A 20,184-nucleotide genomic window follows, 5' to 3' on the forward strand; every position below is an offset into this window, starting at 1 on the left:
ATTGCGATTTGAAATTTTTATCTTAGCCTTTGTGGGCATGGGCGTTTGGGCATGATCGTTTGGCATTTTTTCCGGATATTTCTCCATCTCACCGCAGGTCTGCTGACTTGCGCCGTGATCTTTCCGTTTTCTTCCGATGCCAGGCGTGACGAGCTGGTTCGTCGCTGGTCGGTCAAGCTGCTTGTCATCTGTGCTGTGGAGGTGGCTTTCAAGGATAAAAGCGAAGGTGCGGTGAATGCAGCGGCGATGATTATATCCAATCATGTGTCATGGCTGGATATTTTTGTCATCAATACCCTGCACCCTTGTCACTTCGTCGCCAAGTCAGACATCCGCAACTGGCCTTTGCTGGGCTGGTTATGTGAAAAAGCAGGCACGATTTTTCTGGTACGTGGCAGGCAGCGCGATGTGCGTCGTATTTATGAAGGCCTGGTACATCAGATAAAAGCAGGTAAGCGCATCGCGTTTTTTCCTGAGGGTACGACAGCAGCACAAGGCAATTTGCTGTCTTTTCACGCCAACCTGTTTGAAGCAGCAATAGAAGCACATGTGCCTGTGCAACCCTTTGTTGTCCGCTATCTCGATGCGCAGGGGCAGTTCCATACTGCTGCCGATTTTATTGGCGACATGACATTTGCCGAGAGCATGCGCATCATCTTGCTGGCACCGCGCATGACCGCAGAACTGGTACGTCTGCCTGCCATTCCTACCGAAGGTGCGCACCGTAGAGAAGTGGCACAAGTGGCGCGTGCAGCGGTGATGAAAGAACTTGGTTTAAGCGAGTAATACTTACCCTGGTTTTTGCTGCTGCGGACAATCGATCTGCATAATTTGTCGGTCTTCCAGCGCAACGGCAGTCAACTTGCCGCCCCAGACGCAGCCGGTATCCAGGCTGATCAGATTGTCACGCAAGATCAGGCCCAGGGTGGACCAGTGACCAAATACCACAGTGTGTTTTTCGCTGGCGCGTGAAAGGTCAAACCAGGGGGCAAAGCCTTGCGGCGCACTGTCGAGCCCGTCCTTGCTGTCAAAATCCATGACACCATCTGCACTGCAAAAACGCATGCGTGTCAGTGCGTTGATGATGCAGCGTAATCTGTCATAGCCTTGCAAATCATCCTGCCATTGTGCCGGGGTGTTGCCATACATATGGTGTAATAAGTCTATCCAGTCTTTACTGCGTAACTGTGTTTCGACTTCATGCGCCAGCTTCATGGTGTGCTTTGCTGACCATTGTGGGAATATGCCTGCATGTATCAGTAAATGTTGATGCAGCAAAATCGCCATGGGTCTGCGCCGCAACCAGTCTAGCAATTCTTCACGGTCTGGTGCTTGCAGGATATCGTCGAGGGTATCGCTGCGATGCACCTTGCGTATGCCATTGGCAACGGCCAGCAAATGCAGGTCATGGTTGCCGAGCACCGATTCTGCCCGGCCAGCGATTTGCAAGTCACGTATCAGTCGCAGGCTGGACAGCGATTTGGGGCCGCGGTTGACGAGGTCGCCTGCAAACAAATACTGTGCATCCGGTTCGGTCAGCTCTATTTTATTGAGCAGGCTTTGCAACTGGTCGGCACAACCTTGTATATCACCGATAAAATAAGTTTTTGCCATTGCTGCCTCAGGGCTCGCCACCCATACGTTTAGCTTCTGCGCGGCTGATCAGGGCTTGCTGTTTTTGTTGTTCACGCACGCTGGCGGTGACCATGGTTGGCCAGCCTATCAGATGCTGCTCTGCAATTTCAGCCAGGCCACGCAGCCATGCCGGTGATTCATTCAAGCAGGGGATGTAATTGAATTCCTTGCCACCCGCTTTAAGAAAATCGGTCTTCACTTCCATGGCGATTTCTTCCAGGGTTTCCAGGCAATCAGCGATAAAGCCGGGACAAATCACATCGACGCGCTTGACGCCTTCCTTGGCCAGTTTTGCCACAGTAGGTGCAGTGTAAGGTTGCAGCCATTCTGCACGGCCCAGGCGCGACTGGAAGGTGACCACATAATCATCTTTGCCCAGCCCCAGTTTCTCTGCCAGCAGGCGGGCGGTTTTATAGCATTCGCAATGATAGGCATCGCCACGCAATAAAAAAGCCTTGGGCAAACCATGGAAACTCATGACCAGTTTGTCCGGGCGGCCATGGCTTTGCCAGTGATCCATGACGGAAATGCGCAGCGCCTGTATATAACCATCATGATCATGATAATTCTTGACGAAGCGCAGTTCAGGCATGTTCCTGACTTGCTGATAATGCTGAACGATAGCGTCAAAATTAGAGGCAGTCGTGGTAGCAGAATATTGAGGGTAAGCAGGCAATATCAGTATGCGCTCACAACCGTCGGCTTTAAGTTTTTGCAAGACTTCGGGGATGGAAGGTGAACCATAACGCATGGCATAGGCAACTTGTACTTCATGTCCACGTTCACCCAGATAGCCTTTCAGCAATGCTGCCTGTTTTTGCGTATGTATTTTCAGTGGTGAACCATCCTTGGTCCAGATCGAAGCGTATTTCTTTGCTGACTGGCCAGAACGGAAGGGCAGGATAATCCCATGCAAGATCATCCACCAGAGCGGGCGCGGCACTTCAACCACGCGCCTGTCCCATAAAAATTGTTTGAGATAACGGCGCACGGCCGATGTCGTCGGTGCATCTGGTGTGCCCAGGTTGATCAGCACGACGGCTGTCTTGGCGATCTTGCCGTGTGAATATTCAGGTTCTTTAAGGAAGCGCATGATGTTTTTTTTCTTAAGATGCCAATAATTCTCTGGCGTGTTTGCGCGTAGTCGCTGTAATTTCTATGCCGCCCAGCATGCGGGCGATTTCTTCCACTCTTTGCTTGTTATCGAGTGCTTCTATCTGTGACACAGTCTTGCCATTGTGATTGGCTTTGCTGACCTGGAAGTGCTGGTTAGCCTGGCTGGCCACTTGCGGCAAATGCGTAACGCACAAGACTTGCCTGTCTTGTCCGAGACGTTTTAATAAACGCCCAACCACTTCAGCCACGCCACCACCTATGCCACTATCAACTTCATCAAATATGAGGGTAGGGGTGGCAGTAGCACAAGAGGTGATAACAGAAATCGCCAGCGAGATACGCGCCAGCTCACCGCCAGAGGCAACCTTGGCCAGCGGCCTTGCCTGTACCCCGGCATGGCCTGCCACCAAAAATTCTACTTGTTCCAGGCCATAGGCGGCCGGTTCTACAGGATTGAGTGCGACCGAGAAGCTGCCTCCACCCATGCTCAGGTCTTGCATGGCTGTGGTGACTGACGCGCCCAGATCCTTGGCAACTTTTTGTCGGGTCTTGCTCAGTTTTTGTGCGGTCTGCAAATAAGCCAGCCTGGCTTTTTCTTCCTGTGCTTTCAGGGCATCCATATCCGTCGCATTCGACAACTGCGCCAACTGGGCTGACAGCGTGGCAAATTCTTCATGCAGTTTTTCAGGTGCAACGTGAAAGCGCCGTGCCGTGGTATGTATCGCCTCTACGCGGTTTTCCACCACGCGCAATCGTGCAGGGTCAAGCTCGGTGCGGCTCAGGTAAACATTGAGGGCATAAGTGGTTTCCTGCAAATTGATGCAGGCAGATTCCAGCGCATCGGTGACGGGCTTTAATGCCGCATCATAATCAAGCAGCTTCAACAGCTTTTGCTGGATGGCAGTCAGTTGCGACAGAACCGGATGCTCGGATTCAGAGATCAAAGTAGCCGCCTCTTGTCCGCCTTCCATCAGGCTGGCAGCATGGGCCAGCCGGGTATGTTCCTGGCTGATACTCTCCCATTCGCCGGGTTTGATCTGCAATTTATCGAGTTCGCCGACTTGCCATTCCAGACGCTCGCGCTCTTGCAAGACACTCTTGGCATTGGTTTCAAATTCTTCGCGTTGCTTGCTGATATTGCGCCAGGCGCGGTAACGCAAGCCAACTTCTGTGACTTGCTCTTGTAAGCCACCTTGCATGTCCAGCAAATCGCGCTGTGCTTCAGTTTTTAATAGGGATTGATGTGCGTGCTGGCCGTGGATATCAACCAGCATGTCGCCAATTTCGCGCAATTGCCCTGCGGTGGCGGTGATGCCATTGATCCATGCTTTTGAACGGCCGGCATTATCAATGGTACGGCGCAAGATCAATGGCTGGTCCTGGTCAAAGAATTCATGTTCTTTCAGCCAGGCAGCAAGGATGTCATTGACGGCAAATTCTGCGCTGATATCCGTTTTGCTGGCAGACTCGCGCACCATGCTGGCGTCGCCCCGGCCACCCAAGGCCAGGGTCAGGGCATCGATGAGGATGGATTTACCGGCACCGGTTTCTCCGGTCAGCACACTAAAGCCAGAGGAAAATTCAAGTTCCAGCGTATCAACAATGACAAAATCACGAATGGCAAGCGTGCGCAACATAATGGGCTGACATGAAGGAGTTTGTTAAGAAAACAGGGCTGGTCAAGATGCCCCTGCATAGCGAAATCGCTATTCTAGCAACAGCCTGTGACTTCTGTGTTCGTAAGAGTGGGTGGGTTAAAACTAATTCAGCGCACCCTCTACCGATGGATATTCATTCCAGTGCAGTTTCTCGCGCAAGGTGTTGTAATAATTCCAGCCGGGAGGATGCAGGAATGTCACCGTATGAGCAGATCGGTTGACGATAATCCTGTCCTGATGCTGCAGGCTGGCAAAGTTTTGCATATCAAAATTCAGGCTGATATCGCGCCCGGCCACGATGGTGATAACGATTTCGCTACTGTCTGGCAAAACAATCGGCCGGTTCGACAAGGCATGCGGGGCGATCGGCACCATCGCAATACCGGATAAACTAGGGTGCAGCAAAGGGCCGCCGGCAGAAAGCGCATAGGCCGTGGAACCTGTCGGCGTCGAGACGATAAGACCGTCCGAGCGCTGGTTGTACATGAAATGCCCATCTACCTCGACACGTAATTCCACCATGCCTGAGCCTGCGCCACGCGAGACCACAATGTCATTGAAGGCAACACCACTGAAAATCTGGTTGCCGTCGCGCGTCACGATCGCCTGCAGCAGGCTGCGGCGCTCGGAGACATATTTGCCATCCAGCATTTCTGTAATGACAGGGATCATGCGGTCAAGCGCGATATCGGTGATGAAACCCAGCCTGCCCTGGTTGATACCGATCAGGGGAATATTATAGGGGGCCAGTTGCCGTGCTATGCCCAGCATGGTGCCATCACCACCCACTACGATGGCAACATCTGCCAGTTTGCCTATCTCAGGCACCGGCATGCTGCTGAATTCGCTTAATTGCAGGTATTGCGCCGTTTCTGACTCGATGACGACGCGGTGTCCTGCGGCCGCGAGAAAATTGGCCAGTTCCTGAATTGAGTCCGCAATGCCTGAGGCATTAGATTTTCCAACAAGTGCAATGGTTTTAGCCTGTACTGTCATAAACAAAGGTAGGGTGACATGATGGCTAAGATTAGAACATAATTAGGACATCAACGAATGGAATGAGTGCTCTTTATGGCAATTAAAGCAGTTTTGCTGGATCTGGATGATACTTTGTGGCCGGTTGCACCGGTAATTCGCCATGCTGAATCAGCATTGCAGCAATGGATGCATGAACATGCGCCCGCCGTGGCGCAAAATTACAATGTGGAAAAACTGCGTGAGCGCAGGAATGTGCTGGTAGCGAGTGACCAGCGTTTTCAATACGACTTATGGGCCTTGCGCCATACCTTGCTCAAACAGGTGTTTGATGAACATGGGGTGGCAGCCGAAAAAGCCGACCAGGCCATGGCGGTATTTGCCGACGCCAGGAACAAAGTGGACTTGTACAGTGACGTCAAACCGGCATTGCAGGCTTTGCAAGAAAAACTGCTGCTGGGAACAGTCTCAAACGGTTTTGCCGATTTGCAGGCGATAGGGCTGGCGCATCACTTCAAGGTGTCGATCGCTGCCTTTCGCTTTGGCTGTGCCAAGCCTGATCCCAGGATATTTCTGGCTGCTTGCCAGGAGCTGGGCCTGGAACCTGCCGAGGTCTTGTATGTGGGTGATGATTTATTGCTTGATGTACAAGGCGCGCAACGGGCAGGATTAAAAGGCGGCTGGATGAACAGGCAGGCTTTAAAAATTGAAGATGAGCGCCATCTTCATATCAAGCCGGATGCAGAATTTGCCAATCTGCATGACCTGACTCTATGGCTATGAATTTTTCTATGTTCATGTCAGTCATGAACGCATAAAATGAAACCATGCAACTAGATATCCGCGCACAAACTTTATTAAAAGCCCTGGTCGAGCGTTATATTGCTGACGGCCAGCCTGTGGGTTCCCGCGCCTTGTCCAAAATATCCGGCCTGGAATTATCCCCGGCGACGATACGCAATGTCATGGCCGACCTTGAAGAAATGGGCTTTGTGGCCAGCCCGCATACTTCTGCGGGCCGTATCCCTACGCCCAGGGGCTATCGCGTCTTTGTTGATACCTTGCTGACTGTACAAGATGTGAATGGCGCAGGCATGGATTCCCGGTTGCAGTCCAGCATGCAATCAAATATGAATGCACAGTCTCCGCAAAAACTAATTGCGAATGCGGCGCAGATATTATCGTCGTTGTCACAATTTGCCGGTGTCGTCATGACGCCGCGTACCGAGTCGATTTTCCAGCAGGTAGAATTCTTGCGCCTGTCAGAAAAACGTATCTTGCTGGTGGTGGTGGCACCTGGCGGCGAAGTGCATAACCGGCTGCTGTTGACCGATGTTGATTACACACCAACTCAGTTGGTGCAGGCAGCCAATTATTTGAACCAGAATTTTGGTGGCCTGAGCTTTACCGACGCACGCACCCGTATTAATAGCGAGCTGCGGGAATTGCAAAATGACATGACCAGACTCATGCAGGCGGCAGTAGAAGCGGGCAGCAATGCCATGGATGAAGATAATGACGAGGTAGTTATCTCTGGTGAACGCAATTTGCTGAATGTGCAGGACCTGTCTTCGAACATGAGTTCTTTGCGCAAACTGTTCGATATGTTCGAGCAAAAAAATAGCCTCATGCAGTTACTCGATGTGTCGAGCAAGGCAACCGGGGTACAGATATTCATCGGCGGTGAATCACAACTGGTACCCATGGAAGAAATGAGTATCGTCACCGCGCCTTATGGAGTCAATGGCAAGATAGTTGGCACCCTGGGTGTTATCGGCCCTACCCGCATGGCGTATGAAAGAGTTATTCCCATCGTAGACATCACTGCAAAATTATTATCTAATGCACTTAGTCAGTAATAAACCATTAAGATACAGTCTGAAGTAGCGAAGCAAAAAAGAAAATAAGCAAACATTGATGCGCATACAGGGTTGCTATGGACAAGAAAAACGCAAAGATTTTATTGATTGATGATAATGATGTCACCCGCGAGGTGCTCAGGGTCATACTGCGCAGTGAGGGATATAACGTCGTTGGTGAGGCTACCGACGGCGGTACCGGCCTGGAAATGGCGGTGAAACTGAAACCTGATCTGATCTTGCTCGATATCGTCATGCCCAAAATCAGCGGCACTGAAATCCTGCCCCGCATACGTGAATTGTTGCCAGATTCAAGAGTGTTGATGGTCACCGCCAATAAAGACCAGGATACGATTACGGAAGTAGTCAAGAACGGCATCCATGGCTATATTCTCAAGCCATTCAATGCGCAAAAAATCATAGATACAGTCGAAGCCGTGGTGTCCAAGATCAATAAGTAGGCTGGATCGCACACGGGGCACTCATGGCCCGGTGCGCTTGCGAAGCTACAGTGGCGGTTTTGTCCTTGCTTCAAGTCTTGTGTTCGCAATTAGGCTTGGTGCAATTGCCATAAATCGCCAGCGCATGTTCGGCGATTTTAAAGCCACGTTCCAGCGCAACGGTTTGCTGGCGGTGTTCAATTTCTTCATCAAAAAATTCTTCTACACGGCCACAGTCCAGGCAGACCAGATGGTCATGATGTGAACCCTCGTTCAATTCAAAAATGGCTTTGCCAGTCTCAAAATGATTGCGGTTTAACAGGCCAGCCTGTTCAAACTGGGTCAGGACTCGGTATACAGTTGCCAGACCGACATCCATATTTTCATTTAGCAGGATCTTATATACATCTTCTGCTGTCAGATGACGAACCTTGCTGCTCTGGAAGATTTCCAGGATTTTCAGGCGGGGCAGAGTGGCTTTCAGACCGCTGGCTTTGAGGTTTGGGGAGCTGTTTGTCATGTTTTCGATCAAAAATTTGCTATCTGCTTTATGATATCGGGTTTTAGGGCTTGTTGCTCAATTAAGAGGTTATCTATGCAACTGTTGTTTTCAGAATTAACACGGAAGAAGATGAGCCGCGTTGCGGGTCTGGTTTTGCTGGCTGGTCTGACAGCATGTTCCTCACCTATTCCGCTGTTGTCATCGGCTGACAGGACTTCAGTATATGCAACATCCAGCGCACCGAGTGACGCAAATGGTGCACAAGTGGTGGAGCCTACTGGTTTTGGCAAGGTGCTGGCTTTTATTTCACCTTACCGTGTTTCCATACAGCAAGGTAACTTTGTTTCCCAGGAAATGGTGGCGCAATTAAAAGAAGGCATGACACGCGAACAAGTGCGGTTTGTGCTGGGCACAGCTCTGCTGACAGACATGTTCCATGAAGACCGCTGGGATTATCCTTTCCGCCTCATCAAACCTAATGGCGAGCGTATCACCAGCCGCGTCTCTGTGTATTTCAAGGATGGTACCGTATCCAAGTTTGAAGGTGGCAATTTGCCGAATGAAAAAGAATACCTGGCACGTATTACCGAATCTGCTTTGGGCCTGAACCGTGTGCAGTCGGTGATAGAGACCGATGCGCCGAAGAAAAAAGAAAAATAAATCTAAAGAGAAGTAAATCTAAAGAGAAATTAATATTAATGACTGCACTGAAAATCGCTGTGGCCGGGGCTTCTGGCCGTATGGGGAAAATGCTGGTCGAGGCGATCAGCAATGCCGATGACATGGTACTGGTGGGTGCGCTGGATGTGCCCGCCTCACCAGCCCTGGGTACGGATGCCGCCGCCAGTCTGGGCAAGCCTTCTGGTGTCAGCATTACTGCTGACCTGGCTACAGGCCTGGCAAATGCCGACTACCTGATCGACTTTACCCGCCCCGAAGGCACACTCAAGCATCTTGAGTATTGCGCAGCGCATGGCATCAAGATGATTATTGGCACCACTGGCTTTGATGATGCAGGCAAGGCAGCGATTGCCGCCGCAGCAGAAAAAACTGCCATCATGTTCGCACCGAATATGAGTGTGGGCGTGAACGTCACCATGAAGTTGCTGGAAATGGCCGCCAAGAGCTTTGCCGAGGGCTATGATATCGAGATCGTTGAAGCCCATCACCGCTTCAAGGTCGATGCTCCTTCTGGCACTGCCCTGAAAATGGGTGAAGTTATCGCCGATGCACTGGGCCGTGACCTCAATGAAGTAGGCGTCTTTGCCCGTGAAGGCGTCACTGGTGAGCGCGACCCGTCGTCCATTGGTTTTGCTACCATCCGTGGCGGCGATATTGTTGGTGACCATACAGTCTTGTTTGCTGGCATAGGCGAGCGTGTAGAAATCAGCCACAAGTCTTCCAGTCGTGTGACTTATGCTCATGGCAGCCTGCGTGCGGCACGTTTTCTGCAAGGCAAGTCTACAGGCCTGTTTGATATGTACGATGTATTGGGTCTGCGTTAAAACATACGTATTCCCCTGACATTTAAATAAGTGAAATAAGCGCCACACGCATGAATTCTGCAATCGCACATTACTGGGAACAGGCAGATACCCTTGGGCATCTGGTTGGCTGGCTGTTATTGTTGATGTCTGTACTGAGCTGGACATTGATATTGATGAAGGGCTGGAGTTTCTGGCGTATCCGTAAAGCGGCTCCCGGCTTGCACGCCTTCTGGCGTGCGCCCAGCCTGGCAGATGCCTTGTCAGCGCTGCGTCAGACAGATCAATCCAAAGTATTTATCTCATTGGCAGATGCTGCGCATTCAGCCAGTGACTCGGCACAACGCAGTGCCACCCTGTCTGCCAATGCGGGTCTGAGCGAAATCCTGACGCGCAGCCTGCGTCAGGAGCTGCAAGGCCTGACGGTCAAGCTGGAAACTGGCCTGAGCTTTCTCGCCTCAGTCGGTGCAACTGCCCCTTTTGTTGGTTTGCTGGGAACAGTCTGGGGCATCTACCGCGCCTTGACAGCCATCTCATCCAACGGTGTGGTACAAATCGACCAGTTGGCAGGGCCAGTGGGCGAAGCGCTCATCATGACTGCGCTGGGTTTGCTGGTCGCTATACCTGCCGTGCTGGCTTATAACGCCTTTAACCGCATTAATCGCATTACCCTGGCTGAGCTTGATGGTTTTGCTTTCGACTTGCATGCTCATATGAGCAAGGTCTGATATTTTTCCAAAGATGACATTCGGTCAATTCCACACGCCGCGCGAATCTTCATCCCGTCCCCTGACTTCAATGGCGGACATCAATGTCACGCCCATGGTCGATGTGATGCTGGTCTTGCTGGTCATCTTTATCATCGCGGCGCCTTTCATGACGCATGCCGTCAAACTGGATTTGCCGCAAGCCCAGTCTGCCCCGGTGCCTGACCAGGCAGATGCAGTGCGTATTTCCTTCGACGCTGATGGTATTCTGTATTGGGATAAACAGGTGCTCGCCATGGCAGATATGGAATCCAGGCTGGCACTTCTGGCGAAAAAGAACAAGCAGGCAGAATTGCAACTGCGTGCGGATAAGGCCACCCGATATGAAATCATTGCCCGTGTCATGGCTGCTGCCCAGGCGCAGGGACTGGGCAGGATTTCTTTCGTGACTGATAGCAAGCAGGCTAAAAAACCTTAGTTCAGCCGTAGTTCTGCCGTAGTTCTGCCGTAGGTCTGTGCAGCTTGATTGAAAATTTGACGGCTCCGCTTGTCAGTCGAGAAACATCTTATAAGCGTCCGATCGTCGTTTGCCAAGTTGCTTCTCGCCTCAAAATCGTCCTGACAGCCTTAGTCCATCAGGCTTTCCTCAATAATGTGCCTGAACAAGTTATAATCTAAGGTTCTGAGTCATTTTCGCATCTACTTCTGCTTACGCCATGCAAGAAAAATACACGCCCTCTGACGTCGAACAATCGGCGCAAACTCATTGGAAAAAGATCGATGCCTATACGGCAGTAGAAAATAATCCACGTTTCCCTAAGGGCAAGTACTACGCTTGCTCCATGCTGCCTTACCCATCGGGCAAGCTGCACATGGGCCATGTGCGCAATTACACGATCAACGACATGCTGGCACGCCAGTTGCGTATGAAGGGCTATAACGTCCTCATGCCTATGGGTTGGGACGCATTTGGCCTGCCAGCAGAAAATGCGGCGATTGCCTATAAAAAGTCGCCTGCCGAATGGACTTACGCCAACATCGAAGACATGAAGTCGCAAATGCAGCCTTTAGGTTTGGCATTTGACTGGAAGCGTGAAGTCGCAACTTGTGACCCTGACTACTATCGCTGGAACCAGTGGCTGTTCCTGAAGATGCTGGAAAAAGGCGTGGCTTACAAGAAAACCCAGGTTGTGAACTGGGACCCGATTGATCAAACCGTGCTGGCGAATGAGCAGGTGATTGATGGCCGCGGCTGGCGCTCTGGTGCACTGGTAGAAAAACGCGAAATCCCCGGCTACTACTTTGGCATCACCCAATATGCAGACGAGCTGCTGAACAGCATCGATAATCTTGATGGTTGGCCTGAGCAAGTGCGTACCATGCAACGCAATTGGATAGGCAAGAGCGAAGGCGTGCGCTTTGCTTTCCCGCATCAGATTGCTGACGAAACTGGCGCACTGGTACAAAATGGCAAGTTGTATGTATTTACTACTCGTCCTGACACCATCATGGGCGTGACTTTCTGCGCAGTAGCGGCGGAACATCCTATCGCCACGCTGGCAGCAAAGAACAATGCCGCATTGGCAGCCTTCATTGAAGTCTGTAAAGCAGGCGGCACGACAGAAGCCGAAATGGCGACCAAGGAAAAAGAGGGCATACCGACTGGCCTCTTCGTTACTCACCCGCTGACTGGCGAGCAAGTCGAAGTCTGGGTTGGTAATTATGTGCTCATGACCTATGGCGATGGCGCAGTCATGGGCGTGCCTGCGCATGATGAACGTGATTTTGCTTTTGCGAAAAAATACAATATCGCCATCAAGCAGGTAGTGGCAATCGAAGGTGAAAGCTTCACGACAGATGCCTGGGCAGAGTCCTATGGTGACAAACAACGCGGCGTCACCATCAATTCTGGTAAATATGATGGCCTGAGCTTCAAGGCAACGGTCGATGCAGTGGCTGCCGACCTCATTGCCAAAGAACTCGGCGAAAAGAAAACCACCTGGCGCTTGCGTGACTGGGGTATCTCCCGTCAACGCTATTGGGGGACACCTATCCCTATCATCCACTGCGACAGCTGTGGTGATGTGCCTGTGCCGTATGAAGATTTGCCCGTGGTATTGCCTACCGACTGCATCCCTGACGGTTCTGGCAATCCATTGAAACACCGTGAAGATTTCCTGAATGTGCCTTGCCCTAAATGCGGCAGCCCGGCACACCGTGAAACTGACACCATGGACACCTTCGTTGATTCCAGTTGGTATTTCATGCGTTATACCTGCCCTGATGCGACAACCATGGTGGATGGCCGCAATGATTACTGGATGGCGATGGACCAGTATATAGGCGGTGTCGAACATGCGGTTCTGCATTTGCTGTACGCACGTTTCTGGACCAAGGCCATGCGTGACCTGGGTCTGGTCAAGATAGACGAGCCTTTTAAAAACTTGTTCACCCAGGGCATGTTGCTCAACGAGTCTTACTATCGACCAGATGCCAGCGGCAAGACAATCTGGTTTTATCCGAATGAAATCGAAGTCCAGCATGATGACAAGGGACGTCCAATTTCTGCCATATTGAAATCGGATGGCCAGCCTGTGCAAATGGGCGGCATAGAAAAGATGTCCAAGTCCAAGAACAATGTGGTGGAACCCAAAGACATTATCGAACAGTTTGGTGCGGACACAGCGCGTCTGTTCACGATGTTTGCTGGCCCACCAGATCAAAGTGCGGCATGGAGTAACAGCGGTGTAGAAGGTGCATCACGTTACCTGCGCCGTATGTGGGCTTCTGCCTTGAAACTGTCTGGCACGATTGCTTCCGGTAATGTTGCACCTGCTACCTATGCCAATGATGTCAAGGCCTTGCGCCGTGAAGTATATCTGACGCTGAAGCAGATCGATGCCGATTATGATCGCCTGCAATACAACACGGTGGTTTCTGGCGCGATGAAATTGCTCAATACCATAGAGTCCTTCAAGTCAGAAGCCGAAGGCAGTGCAGCAGCTTTGCGCGAAGCCTTCAGCATCTTGCTGCGTGGCCTGTATCCGGTATGTCCGCATATCACGCACGTCTTGTGGCAGGAACTGGGCCTGGCGACAGAACTCGGTGAAATCATTGATGCACCGTGGCCGCTGGTGGATGAAGCAGCATTGGTACAGGATGAAATCGAGCTGATGGTGCAGGTCAATGGCAAACTGCGTGGCAGTATCAAGGTTGCCAAGGATGCCGACAAAGCCACCATAGAAGCGACTGCTCTGGCTAATGAAAGCGTACAGAAGTTCATGGAAGGCGCAGCCAAGAAAATCATCATCGTGCCTGGCAAGTTAGTGAATATCGTCGCCTGATTGTTTAATAGATAGACCAGTAACAGGGAAACCGCATGCAAGCAAACTATGTAAAGCGTCTGCAATGGCTGGCAGCCATCATGTCCATCATGTTGTTGTCGGCCTGCGGTTTCGCCCTGCGCGGCCCGGTTGCCTTGCCGTTTAAAAGTATTTATATCGGCATGCCAGAAAGCTCGGCCCTGGGGGGGGAGTTGCGCCGCCATATCCGTGCCAATGGGCAGACGCAAGTTATGTCTGAAGCCAAGGATGCACAGGTGATACTGGAAGTGCTCAGCGAGACCAGGGAAAAACAAATCCTGTCGTTAAACAGCCAGGGTCGCGTACGTGAATATAATCTGATTTATAACTTCCGTTTCCGTGTCCGCAATAATGTAGGCAAGGAATATCTGGAACCGGTAGACCTGCAGTTGAAGCGCAATATCACCTTTAATGAATCACAGGTACTGGCGAAAGAGGCGGAAGAAGTCTTGCTGTACCGCGATATGCAAAGCGACCTGGTGCAGCAAATCATGCGCAGGCTGGCCGTTGTAAAGATGGACGACTGATATGCAATTACGCTTCGATGCCCTTGACGGCCATCTGGCGAAAACACTGGCGCCACTGTATGTGATCACCAGTGATGAGCATTTGCTGGCACTGGAAGCAGCAGACAAAATACGCCGCGTGGCAAAAGCGCAAGGGTTTTACGAGCGCGAGATACTTACGGTGGAACGCAGTTTCAAATGGGGTGCCTTGCTGGCAGCGAATCAATCGCAATCCCTGTTTGGTGATAAAAAACTCATCGACTTGCGCATCCCTACCGGCAAACCTGGTAAGGATGGTGGCCAGGCCTTGCAGGATTATGTGGCGAACTTATCGCCCGATAACCTGACCCTGATCACCTTGCCCAAGCTGGACTGGGCCACGCAAAAAGCCGCATGGGTAGGCAGCTTGCAGCAAGCCGCGGTATATATTGATATCCCGCTGGTAGAGCGCAATCAGCTGCCCGGCTGGATCAGCATGCGCCTGTCTCTGCAACAACAAAGCGCAGACCGGCAAAGCCTGGATTTCATTGCTGACAGGGTAGAGGGCAATTTGCTGGCAGCCCATCAGGAAATCCAGAAGCTGGCCTTGCTGCATCCACCTGGCAAACTCAGTTTTGAACAAATCCATGATGCCGTACTGAATGTGGCGCGCTATGATGTCTTCAAGCTCAATGAAGCCATGCTGGCTGGTGATGTCGCAAGACTGGTGCGCATGTTGAATGGTTTGAAAGGCGAGGGCGAAGCACTGCCGCTGGTCTTGTGGGCCATGGCAGAAGAGATACGTACCCTGCTTAAACTGAAGTCGGGCATGGCACAGGGCAGGCCCTTGTCAGCCTTGTTGAAAGAATACCGCATCTGGGGCCCGCGGGAAAAACTCATGGACCCCGCCTTGCGCCGCGTCAGCCTGGCAAATTTGCGGGCTGCACTGCAAGAGGCATCGCAAGTCGATAAGATGGTAAAAGGTTTACGAGCGAAGGCATTTGCAGGGGACCCCTGGGATGCCTTGTTGCAATTGGGTTTGAGAGTGGCCAGGACAGCATAAAAGCTGTTCAACAGATAATCTGGCCTGCACCCGATTAAGCGGTTTATCAAACCGGAAATTGAATTCCCTCGCTACCTTGCTGGTGGCTGATCAACGAATATGAGAACCAGACGTTCTCTGAATGACGATATGGATATCAAGCACTACATGAATGACCTCGGCATCCGGGCCCGCGCAGCATCGCGCGCCATGGCCAAAGCCGACACCGCCGCCAAGAACAAGGCCCTGTCCCTGATCGCTGTGGCCATCAGGCGCGAGGCCGCAGCCTTGCGCGCTGCCAATGAACTTGACCTGGCCGCAGCCAAAGGAGCAGGCATGGAAGCCGCCATGCTTGACAGGCTTACCCTGTCCGACAAGGCGATAGCCACCATGGCCGAAGGGCTGGAACAGATCGTCAGCCTGGCTGACCCCATAGGTGAAATCTCGAACATGAAATACCGCCCCACCGGCATACAGGTAGGGCAGATGCGCGTGCCGCTGGGCGTCATCGGCATTATTTATGAAGCACGTCCGAATGTGACGGTGGATGCTGCTGGCCTGTGTATCAAAAGTGGCAATGCCACTATTTTGCGTGGTGGCTCAGAAGCCATTCATTGCAACCAGGCGCTGGCAAAACTGGTCAAGGAAGGTCTCGCCGGCGCTGGCTTGCCTGCTGATGCCGTGCAGATCGTTGAGACTACAGACCGCGCAGCAGTCGGTGAACTGATCACCATGCCACAATATGTCGATGTCATCGTCCCGCGTGGCGGCAAAGGCCTGATTGCGCGCCTGATGCAGGAGGCAACCGTGCCCATGATCAAGCATCTCGATGGTATCTGCCATGTATATATTGATAATAAGGCTGACCTGAAAAAAGCGGTGGATGTGGCATTCAATGCCAAGTGTCATCGCTATGGCACCTGCAACACCATGGAAACCTTGCTGGTCGCGCAAGATATAGCTGCCCAGGTCTTGCCAGCACTGGCTGAGCTGTATGCAGGCAAGCAGGTCGAATTGCGTTGCGACGATGCCGCCGCTGTGATTCTGGCAGGCTATCCGCATCTGGTGAAGGCCACAGAAGAAGACTGGAGCACTGAATACCTCGCCCCTATCCTGGCAGTAAAAGTAGTGGCTGACCTGGATGAAGCCATCACGCATATCAATGATTATTCATCCAAACATACAGAATCCATCATCACAGAAGACTATAGTCGCGCCCTGCGTTTCTTGCGAGAAGTGGATTCTGCCTCGGTGATGGTAAATGCCTCCACCCGTTTTGCGGATGGTTTTGAATATGGGCTGGGTGCCGAAATCGGTATCTCGAATGACAAGCTGCATGCTCGTGGCCCAGTAGGTCTGGAAGGGCTGACTTCAATGAAGTACGTGGTCTTTGGTCATGGTGAAGTACGCCAATAATATTAGAAGATTAGAAGCTCATTGTAAGAAAACAAGAAAGAAAGTAAGCCATGCTCTGGGTCAAAGTTTTCCACATTCTGTTCGTCATGTCCTGGTTCGCAGGCCTGTTTTATATGCCACGCATTCTGGTCAATCTGGCGATGGATAATCATCCGCCCACGACTGAGCGGCTGTTACTGATGGCACGCAAGCTGTACCGGTTCATGACGGTATTGGGGGTGCTGGCCTTGATCTTCGGTCTGTTGCTATGGCTAGGCTATGGCATAGGCAAGGGGCCGGGTAATGGCTGGCTGCATGCCAAGCTGAGCTTGGTGATCGTGCTGATAGGCTATCACCATGCCTGCGGCAGCCTGCTGAAAAAATTTGAGAAGGGCGTTAACAAGCGCAGCCATGTCTGGTTCCGCTGGTTTAATGAAGTGCCGGTGATTTTGTTGCTGGCGATATTGATTTTGGTAGTCGTCAAACCCTTCTAGGTTTGACGAGGTTTCAAAATACGGTTGTCCTGGAGTGCAGAACTCCAGGCCAGCAATTGGCGGTGAATATTCACCATCGTTTTTTTTAACGGATAAAGGGTACTCCTATGACGCGTTATTCTTATTTTTGTCCATGCCCACGAGGCCTGGAAATAGCCCTGGCTGAAGAGCTGGGTGAAATTGCAGCCATGGATAAAACCATGACGGTACACAATCAGGTCCCAGGTGGCGTGCACTGCTCAGGTAGCCTGCATGATGGCTGGCGTATCAACCTGCATTCACGCATTGCATCCCGCGTGCTGATGCGTATGGCGCATTCTGGCTATACCAATGAAAACGATATTTACGACCTGGTGCTGGATCAGCCCTGGGAAGACTGGTTTGGCTATCACCACACCATCCGCGTCGATGTCACGGCAGTCAAATCACCCTTGAAGAGCCTGGACTTTGCCACACTCAAAATCAAGGATGCGATCTGCGACCGTTTCCGCGACCAGTTTACCCAGCGCCCCTCAGTCAATACCAAGAACCCGGACATGCGCATCGTCGGGTTCATGGATGCGCGCAATTTTACGGTGTATCTGGATATATCTGGCGAACCCTTGTTCAAGCGCGGCTGGCGTATGGAAACCGGTGACGCACCCTTGCGTGAGAATCTGGCAGCAGGCTTGCTGCGCACCGCTGGCTGGAAACCTGGCACACCGTTGTTTGATCCTATGTGCGGCTCTGGCACCATTCTCATCGAAGCTGCACAAATCCTGGCAGGCATACCACCTGGCCTGAAGCGCGATTTTGCGTTTGAGAAAATGCATCAGTTCGATGCTGATGCCTGGGCCCAGATCAAGGCCAGTGCCAAGCCACATCCTTTGCCCGCTGAGCCGACTATTTTTGGCAGTGATATTTCTGGCGACATGATCGTCATGACGCGCAATAACCTGAACAAGGCTGGCATACGCTTTGACGTGCCACTGAAGCAGATAGAAGCGCAGGAAATCAAGGCACCAACGGCAGAACCCGGCATCTTGCTGACGAATCCGCCTTACGGTGAACGTATCGGTGTACGTGGTGACAGCACGATGGAAGATGATGACATGGCCAAAGATTTTTTCAGCGCCTTCAGTACTACGCTCAAGCAGCGTTTTGCTGGCTGGAGCGTGTTCCTGTTCACTGCTGACCTGGGTTTGCCCAAGATGTTGCGTTTGAAAGAATCGCGCAAGACACCATTCTTTAACGGCGCACTGGAATGCCGCTTGTTCCGCTTTGACATGGTGGCAGGCTTTAACCGAAGGGAAGAAGCGAAGCCAAAAGATATCGCTGAATAATTTTCATGCAATTATTGTAGATTACTATAAGTTGTTAAAAGTGCTTATAAGTCGCTATTAGCTGCTTCAAAGTTACTGCAAAGTTACTGCAAAAACGGCCAGGTCTCAGCAGACCTGGCCGTTTTGCTTTAGGCTTGAGGCTTCACTTCAAGATTCTGCAAGGAGATGTAGTCATGGCACTGGAATCAACAGCAAAGCAACTGAATTTAAAAGACCCCTCCTTATTACGTGACCAGGCCTATATCAATGGTGAGTGGGTCACAGGCACGGCCCGTTTTGAAGTGAATAATCCTTCCACGCTGGCAATACTAGGCACAGTACCGAATTTGGATGCCAGCCATACCGAGACCGCGATTAAGGCCGCGCAAGTCGCCTTTCCCCTCTGGGCCGCAAAAACCGGCAAAGAGCGTGCGACGCTCATGCGCAAATGGTTTGACCTGATGATAGAGAATGCCGACGACCTGGCCGCCATCATGACAGCAGAGCAAGGCAAGCCACTGGCAGAAGCCAAGGGGGAAGTCATTTACGGTGCCAGCTTCATAGAATGGTTTGCTGAAGAAGCCAAGCGCGTTTCCGGCGATGTCATGGCATCCACCTGGAGCGATAAGCGCATGGTCGTCTTGAAGCAACCTATTGGTGTCTGCGCCTCGATTACGCCATGGAACTTCCCTATCGCCATGATCACGCGCAAGGTAGCACCTGCGGTTGCGGCTGGGTGCTCCATCGTCATCAAACCTGCCGAGCAAACGCCCTTGTCGGCGCTGGCCATGGCAGAGCTGGCGCACAGGGCTGGCATACCAGTAGGCGTCATCAATATCATCACGGCTGACTCCGAGCAATCCATTGCTGTCGGCAAGGTCTTGTGCGACAGCCCGGTGGTCAGGCATTTGTCTTTTACTGGTTCAACCCCGGTAGGCCGCATCCTCATGCGCCAGTCTGCTCAGACAGTCAAAAAGCTGGCGCTGGAGTTGGGCGGCCATGCTCCCTTCATCGTGTTTGAAGATGCAGACCTGGATGCTGCCGTCGAAGGCGCGCTGCAATCGAAGTTTCGCAATTCTGGCCAGACCTGCGTCTGTACAAACCGCTTTTATGCGCATGAATCAATTTACGATGCCTTCGTCGAAAAATTGTCAGCCGGCGCCAAAAAGATTAAAGTAGGTGATGGCTTTAGTGCTGGCATCAACCAGGGGCCCATGATCGATGCGCAGGCAGTCGCCAAGGTAGAGGAGCATGTGGCCGATGCCTTGAAACAAGGCGCAAGCTTGCAGGCTGGTGGTAAATTGCTGGAAGCGGGAAAACTTTTTTATGAACCAACGGTGCTGTCAAATGTCACATCCGGCATGTTGATCATGAATGAAGAGACCTTTGGCCCGGTAGCCGCAGTCGTCAAGTTCAAGACCGAAGAAGAAGCCATTGCCGCCGCGAATAATACTGACTTTGGTCTGGCCTCCTACTTTTATTCACGCGACATAGGCCGTGTCTGGCGGGTTGCTGAAAAACTCGAATACGGCATGGTAGGCATCAATACCGGCCTGATCTCGAACGAAGTAGCACCGTTTGGCGGCGTCAAGCAATCCGGCCTGGGGCGTGAAGGCTCCCAATATGGCATGGATGAATATCTGGAAATGAAGTACCTTTGTATGGGTGGCATCTGAATTTCATTTTGAACTTCAGCATGAACTGCGGCGTAAACTTCAGCCTGGTATTG

At 51.8% G+C, this 20,184-nt stretch carries 20 protein-coding genes; 15 read left to right on the forward strand and 5 right to left on the reverse strand.

Going from position 1 to position 20,184, the window contains the following annotated elements; genetic code table 11:
• The first annotated feature begins 51 nt into the window (after positions 1-51).
• Complete coding sequence (locus ACO0LG_RS12990) at positions 52-786, forward strand: lysophospholipid acyltransferase family protein (protein ID WP_423026920.1); 735 nt, start codon at positions 52-54, stop codon at positions 784-786.
• A gap of 3 nt (positions 787-789) precedes the next feature.
• Here the strand turns inward: ACO0LG_RS12990 and ACO0LG_RS12995 are convergent, their stop codons facing one another.
• The 4 genes from ACO0LG_RS12995 to ACO0LG_RS13010 all read right to left on the reverse strand — a co-directional run bounded on the left by ACO0LG_RS12995 (position 790) and on the right by ACO0LG_RS13010 (position 5,405).
• Complete coding sequence (locus tag ACO0LG_RS12995; RefSeq protein WP_423026922.1) at positions 790-1,614, reverse strand: symmetrical bis(5'-nucleosyl)-tetraphosphatase; 825 nt, start codon at positions 1,612-1,614, stop codon at positions 790-792.
• A 7-nt stretch (positions 1,615-1,621) separates the two neighbouring features.
• On the reverse strand, positions 1,622-2,728 hold the full coding sequence (gene hemH, locus ACO0LG_RS13000) for a ferrochelatase (protein WP_423026924.1): 1,107 nt from the start codon (positions 2,726-2,728) through the stop codon (positions 1,622-1,624).
• Positions 2,729-2,741: 13 nt separating this feature from the next.
• On the reverse strand, positions 2,742-4,388 hold the full coding sequence (gene recN, locus ACO0LG_RS13005; RefSeq protein ID WP_423026926.1) for a DNA repair protein RecN: 1,647 nt from the start codon (positions 4,386-4,388) through the stop codon (positions 2,742-2,744).
• A gap of 123 nt (positions 4,389-4,511) precedes the next feature.
• Positions 4,512-5,405, reverse strand: a complete 894-nt coding sequence (locus ACO0LG_RS13010; RefSeq protein ID WP_423026928.1) for an NAD kinase — start codon at positions 5,403-5,405, stop codon at positions 4,512-4,514.
• Positions 5,406-5,480: 75 nt separating this feature from the next.
• On the opposite strand from ACO0LG_RS13010, the gene ACO0LG_RS13015 reads away from it, so the two are divergent.
• The 3 genes from ACO0LG_RS13015 (at position 5,481) to ACO0LG_RS13025 (ending at position 7,704) form a co-directional block, all read left to right on the forward strand.
• Complete coding sequence (locus ACO0LG_RS13015) at positions 5,481-6,167, forward strand: HAD family hydrolase (RefSeq protein WP_423026930.1); 687 nt, start codon at positions 5,481-5,483, stop codon at positions 6,165-6,167.
• Positions 6,168-6,211: 44 nt separating this feature from the next.
• Positions 6,212-7,243, forward strand: coding sequence for a heat-inducible transcriptional repressor HrcA (hrcA, locus tag ACO0LG_RS13020; protein WP_423026932.1), 1,032 nt, complete (start codon positions 6,212-6,214; stop codon positions 7,241-7,243).
• A gap of 77 nt (positions 7,244-7,320) precedes the next feature.
• A complete protein-coding gene (locus ACO0LG_RS13025; RefSeq protein ID WP_423026934.1) occupies positions 7,321-7,704 on the forward strand; it encodes a response regulator in 384 nt (127 codons plus the stop codon).
• Positions 7,705-7,774: 70 nt separating this feature from the next.
• On the opposite strand, the gene fur is transcribed toward ACO0LG_RS13025, so the two are convergent.
• Positions 7,775-8,203, reverse strand: coding sequence for a ferric iron uptake transcriptional regulator (fur, locus tag ACO0LG_RS13030; protein WP_423026936.1), 429 nt, complete (start codon positions 8,201-8,203; stop codon positions 7,775-7,777).
• Between the two features lie 75 nt (positions 8,204-8,278).
• On the opposite strand from fur, the gene ACO0LG_RS13035 reads away from it, so the two are divergent.
• The 11 genes from ACO0LG_RS13035 to ACO0LG_RS13085 all read left to right on the forward strand — a co-directional run bounded on the left by ACO0LG_RS13035 (position 8,279) and on the right by ACO0LG_RS13085 (position 20,131).
• Positions 8,279-8,845, forward strand: coding sequence for an outer membrane protein assembly factor BamE (locus ACO0LG_RS13035; protein ID WP_423026938.1), 567 nt, complete (start codon positions 8,279-8,281; stop codon positions 8,843-8,845).
• A 38-nt stretch (positions 8,846-8,883) separates the two neighbouring features.
• Positions 8,884-9,690 carry a 4-hydroxy-tetrahydrodipicolinate reductase gene (dapB, locus tag ACO0LG_RS13040; RefSeq protein WP_423026940.1) on the forward strand — a complete coding sequence of 269 codons (807 nt, stop codon included), beginning with the start codon at positions 8,884-8,886 and terminating at the stop codon, positions 9,688-9,690.
• A 50-nt stretch (positions 9,691-9,740) separates the two neighbouring features.
• Positions 9,741-10,397 (forward strand): MotA/TolQ/ExbB proton channel family protein, encoded by a 657-nt coding sequence (locus tag ACO0LG_RS13045; protein WP_423026942.1) that lies wholly within the window; start codon positions 9,741-9,743, stop codon positions 10,395-10,397.
• A gap of 13 nt (positions 10,398-10,410) precedes the next feature.
• The gene (locus tag ACO0LG_RS13050; protein WP_423026944.1) at positions 10,411-10,854 is read left to right on the forward strand and encodes an ExbD/TolR family protein; all 444 of its coding nucleotides are present in this window, start codon (positions 10,411-10,413) and stop codon (positions 10,852-10,854) included.
• A 238-nt stretch (positions 10,855-11,092) separates the two neighbouring features.
• Complete coding sequence (gene leuS / locus ACO0LG_RS13055) at positions 11,093-13,720, forward strand: leucine--tRNA ligase (RefSeq protein ID WP_423026946.1); 2,628 nt, start codon at positions 11,093-11,095, stop codon at positions 13,718-13,720.
• Positions 13,721-13,755: 35 nt separating this feature from the next.
• Positions 13,756-14,265: an LPS assembly lipoprotein LptE gene (gene lptE, locus ACO0LG_RS13060; RefSeq protein ID WP_423026948.1), complete on the forward strand. Its 510-nt coding sequence runs from the start codon at positions 13,756-13,758 to the stop codon at positions 14,263-14,265.
• 1 nt (position 14,266) lies between these two features.
• Positions 14,267-15,286: a DNA polymerase III subunit delta gene (holA, locus tag ACO0LG_RS13065; RefSeq protein ID WP_423026950.1), complete on the forward strand. Its 1,020-nt coding sequence runs from the start codon at positions 14,267-14,269 to the stop codon at positions 15,284-15,286.
• Positions 15,287-15,415: 129 nt separating this feature from the next.
• Entirely contained in the window at positions 15,416-16,681 is a 1,266-nt protein-coding gene (locus ACO0LG_RS13070; protein WP_423027261.1) for a glutamate-5-semialdehyde dehydrogenase, read from the forward strand.
• A 50-nt stretch (positions 16,682-16,731) separates the two neighbouring features.
• Complete coding sequence (locus tag ACO0LG_RS13075; RefSeq protein WP_423026952.1) at positions 16,732-17,154, forward strand: CopD family protein; 423 nt, start codon at positions 16,732-16,734, stop codon at positions 17,152-17,154.
• A 107-nt stretch (positions 17,155-17,261) separates the two neighbouring features.
• Positions 17,262-18,476 (forward strand): THUMP domain-containing class I SAM-dependent RNA methyltransferase, encoded by a 1,215-nt coding sequence (locus ACO0LG_RS13080; RefSeq protein ID WP_423026954.1) that lies wholly within the window; start codon positions 17,262-17,264, stop codon positions 18,474-18,476.
• A gap of 173 nt (positions 18,477-18,649) precedes the next feature.
• Positions 18,650-20,131, forward strand: a complete 1,482-nt coding sequence (locus ACO0LG_RS13085; protein WP_423026956.1) for an NAD-dependent succinate-semialdehyde dehydrogenase — start codon at positions 18,650-18,652, stop codon at positions 20,129-20,131.
• Positions 20,132-20,184 lie beyond the last annotated feature (53 nt).

The organism is Undibacterium sp. Ji42W (assembly GCF_049340405.1).
GTDB lineage: Bacteria > Pseudomonadota > Gammaproteobacteria > Burkholderiales > Burkholderiaceae_D > Undibacterium.

Coding starts and splice junctions, on each gene's coding strand:
- ACO0LG_RS12990 (WP_423026920.1), top strand. CDS start 52: ATGATCGTTTGGCATTTTTTCCGGATATTTCTCCATCTCACCGCAGGT.
- ACO0LG_RS12995 (WP_423026922.1), bottom strand. CDS start 1,614: ATGGCAAAAACTTATTTTATCGGTGATATACAAGGTTGTGCCGACCAG.
- hemH (WP_423026924.1), bottom strand. CDS start 2,728: ATGCGCTTCCTTAAAGAACCTGAATATTCACACGGCAAGATCGCCAAG.
- recN (WP_423026926.1), bottom strand. CDS start 4,388: ATGTTGCGCACGCTTGCCATTCGTGATTTTGTCATTGTTGATACGCTG.
- ACO0LG_RS13010 (WP_423026928.1), bottom strand. CDS start 5,405: ATGACAGTACAGGCTAAAACCATTGCACTTGTTGGAAAATCTAATGCC.
- ACO0LG_RS13015 (WP_423026930.1), top strand. CDS start 5,481: ATGGCAATTAAAGCAGTTTTGCTGGATCTGGATGATACTTTGTGGCCG.
- hrcA (WP_423026932.1), top strand. CDS start 6,212: ATGCAACTAGATATCCGCGCACAAACTTTATTAAAAGCCCTGGTCGAG.
- ACO0LG_RS13025 (WP_423026934.1), top strand. CDS start 7,321: ATGGACAAGAAAAACGCAAAGATTTTATTGATTGATGATAATGATGTC.
- fur (WP_423026936.1), bottom strand. CDS start 8,203: ATGACAAACAGCTCCCCAAACCTCAAAGCCAGCGGTCTGAAAGCCACT.
- ACO0LG_RS13035 (WP_423026938.1), top strand. CDS start 8,279: ATGCAACTGTTGTTTTCAGAATTAACACGGAAGAAGATGAGCCGCGTT.
- dapB (WP_423026940.1), top strand. CDS start 8,884: ATGACTGCACTGAAAATCGCTGTGGCCGGGGCTTCTGGCCGTATGGGG.
- ACO0LG_RS13045 (WP_423026942.1), top strand. CDS start 9,741: ATGAATTCTGCAATCGCACATTACTGGGAACAGGCAGATACCCTTGGG.
- ACO0LG_RS13050 (WP_423026944.1), top strand. CDS start 10,411: ATGACATTCGGTCAATTCCACACGCCGCGCGAATCTTCATCCCGTCCC.
- leuS (WP_423026946.1), top strand. CDS start 11,093: ATGCAAGAAAAATACACGCCCTCTGACGTCGAACAATCGGCGCAAACT.
- lptE (WP_423026948.1), top strand. CDS start 13,756: ATGCAAGCAAACTATGTAAAGCGTCTGCAATGGCTGGCAGCCATCATG.
- holA (WP_423026950.1), top strand. CDS start 14,267: ATGCAATTACGCTTCGATGCCCTTGACGGCCATCTGGCGAAAACACTG.
- ACO0LG_RS13070 (WP_423027261.1), top strand. CDS start 15,416: ATGGATATCAAGCACTACATGAATGACCTCGGCATCCGGGCCCGCGCA.
- ACO0LG_RS13075 (WP_423026952.1), top strand. CDS start 16,732: ATGCTCTGGGTCAAAGTTTTCCACATTCTGTTCGTCATGTCCTGGTTC.
- ACO0LG_RS13080 (WP_423026954.1), top strand. CDS start 17,262: ATGACGCGTTATTCTTATTTTTGTCCATGCCCACGAGGCCTGGAAATA.
- ACO0LG_RS13085 (WP_423026956.1), top strand. CDS start 18,650: ATGGCACTGGAATCAACAGCAAAGCAACTGAATTTAAAAGACCCCTCC.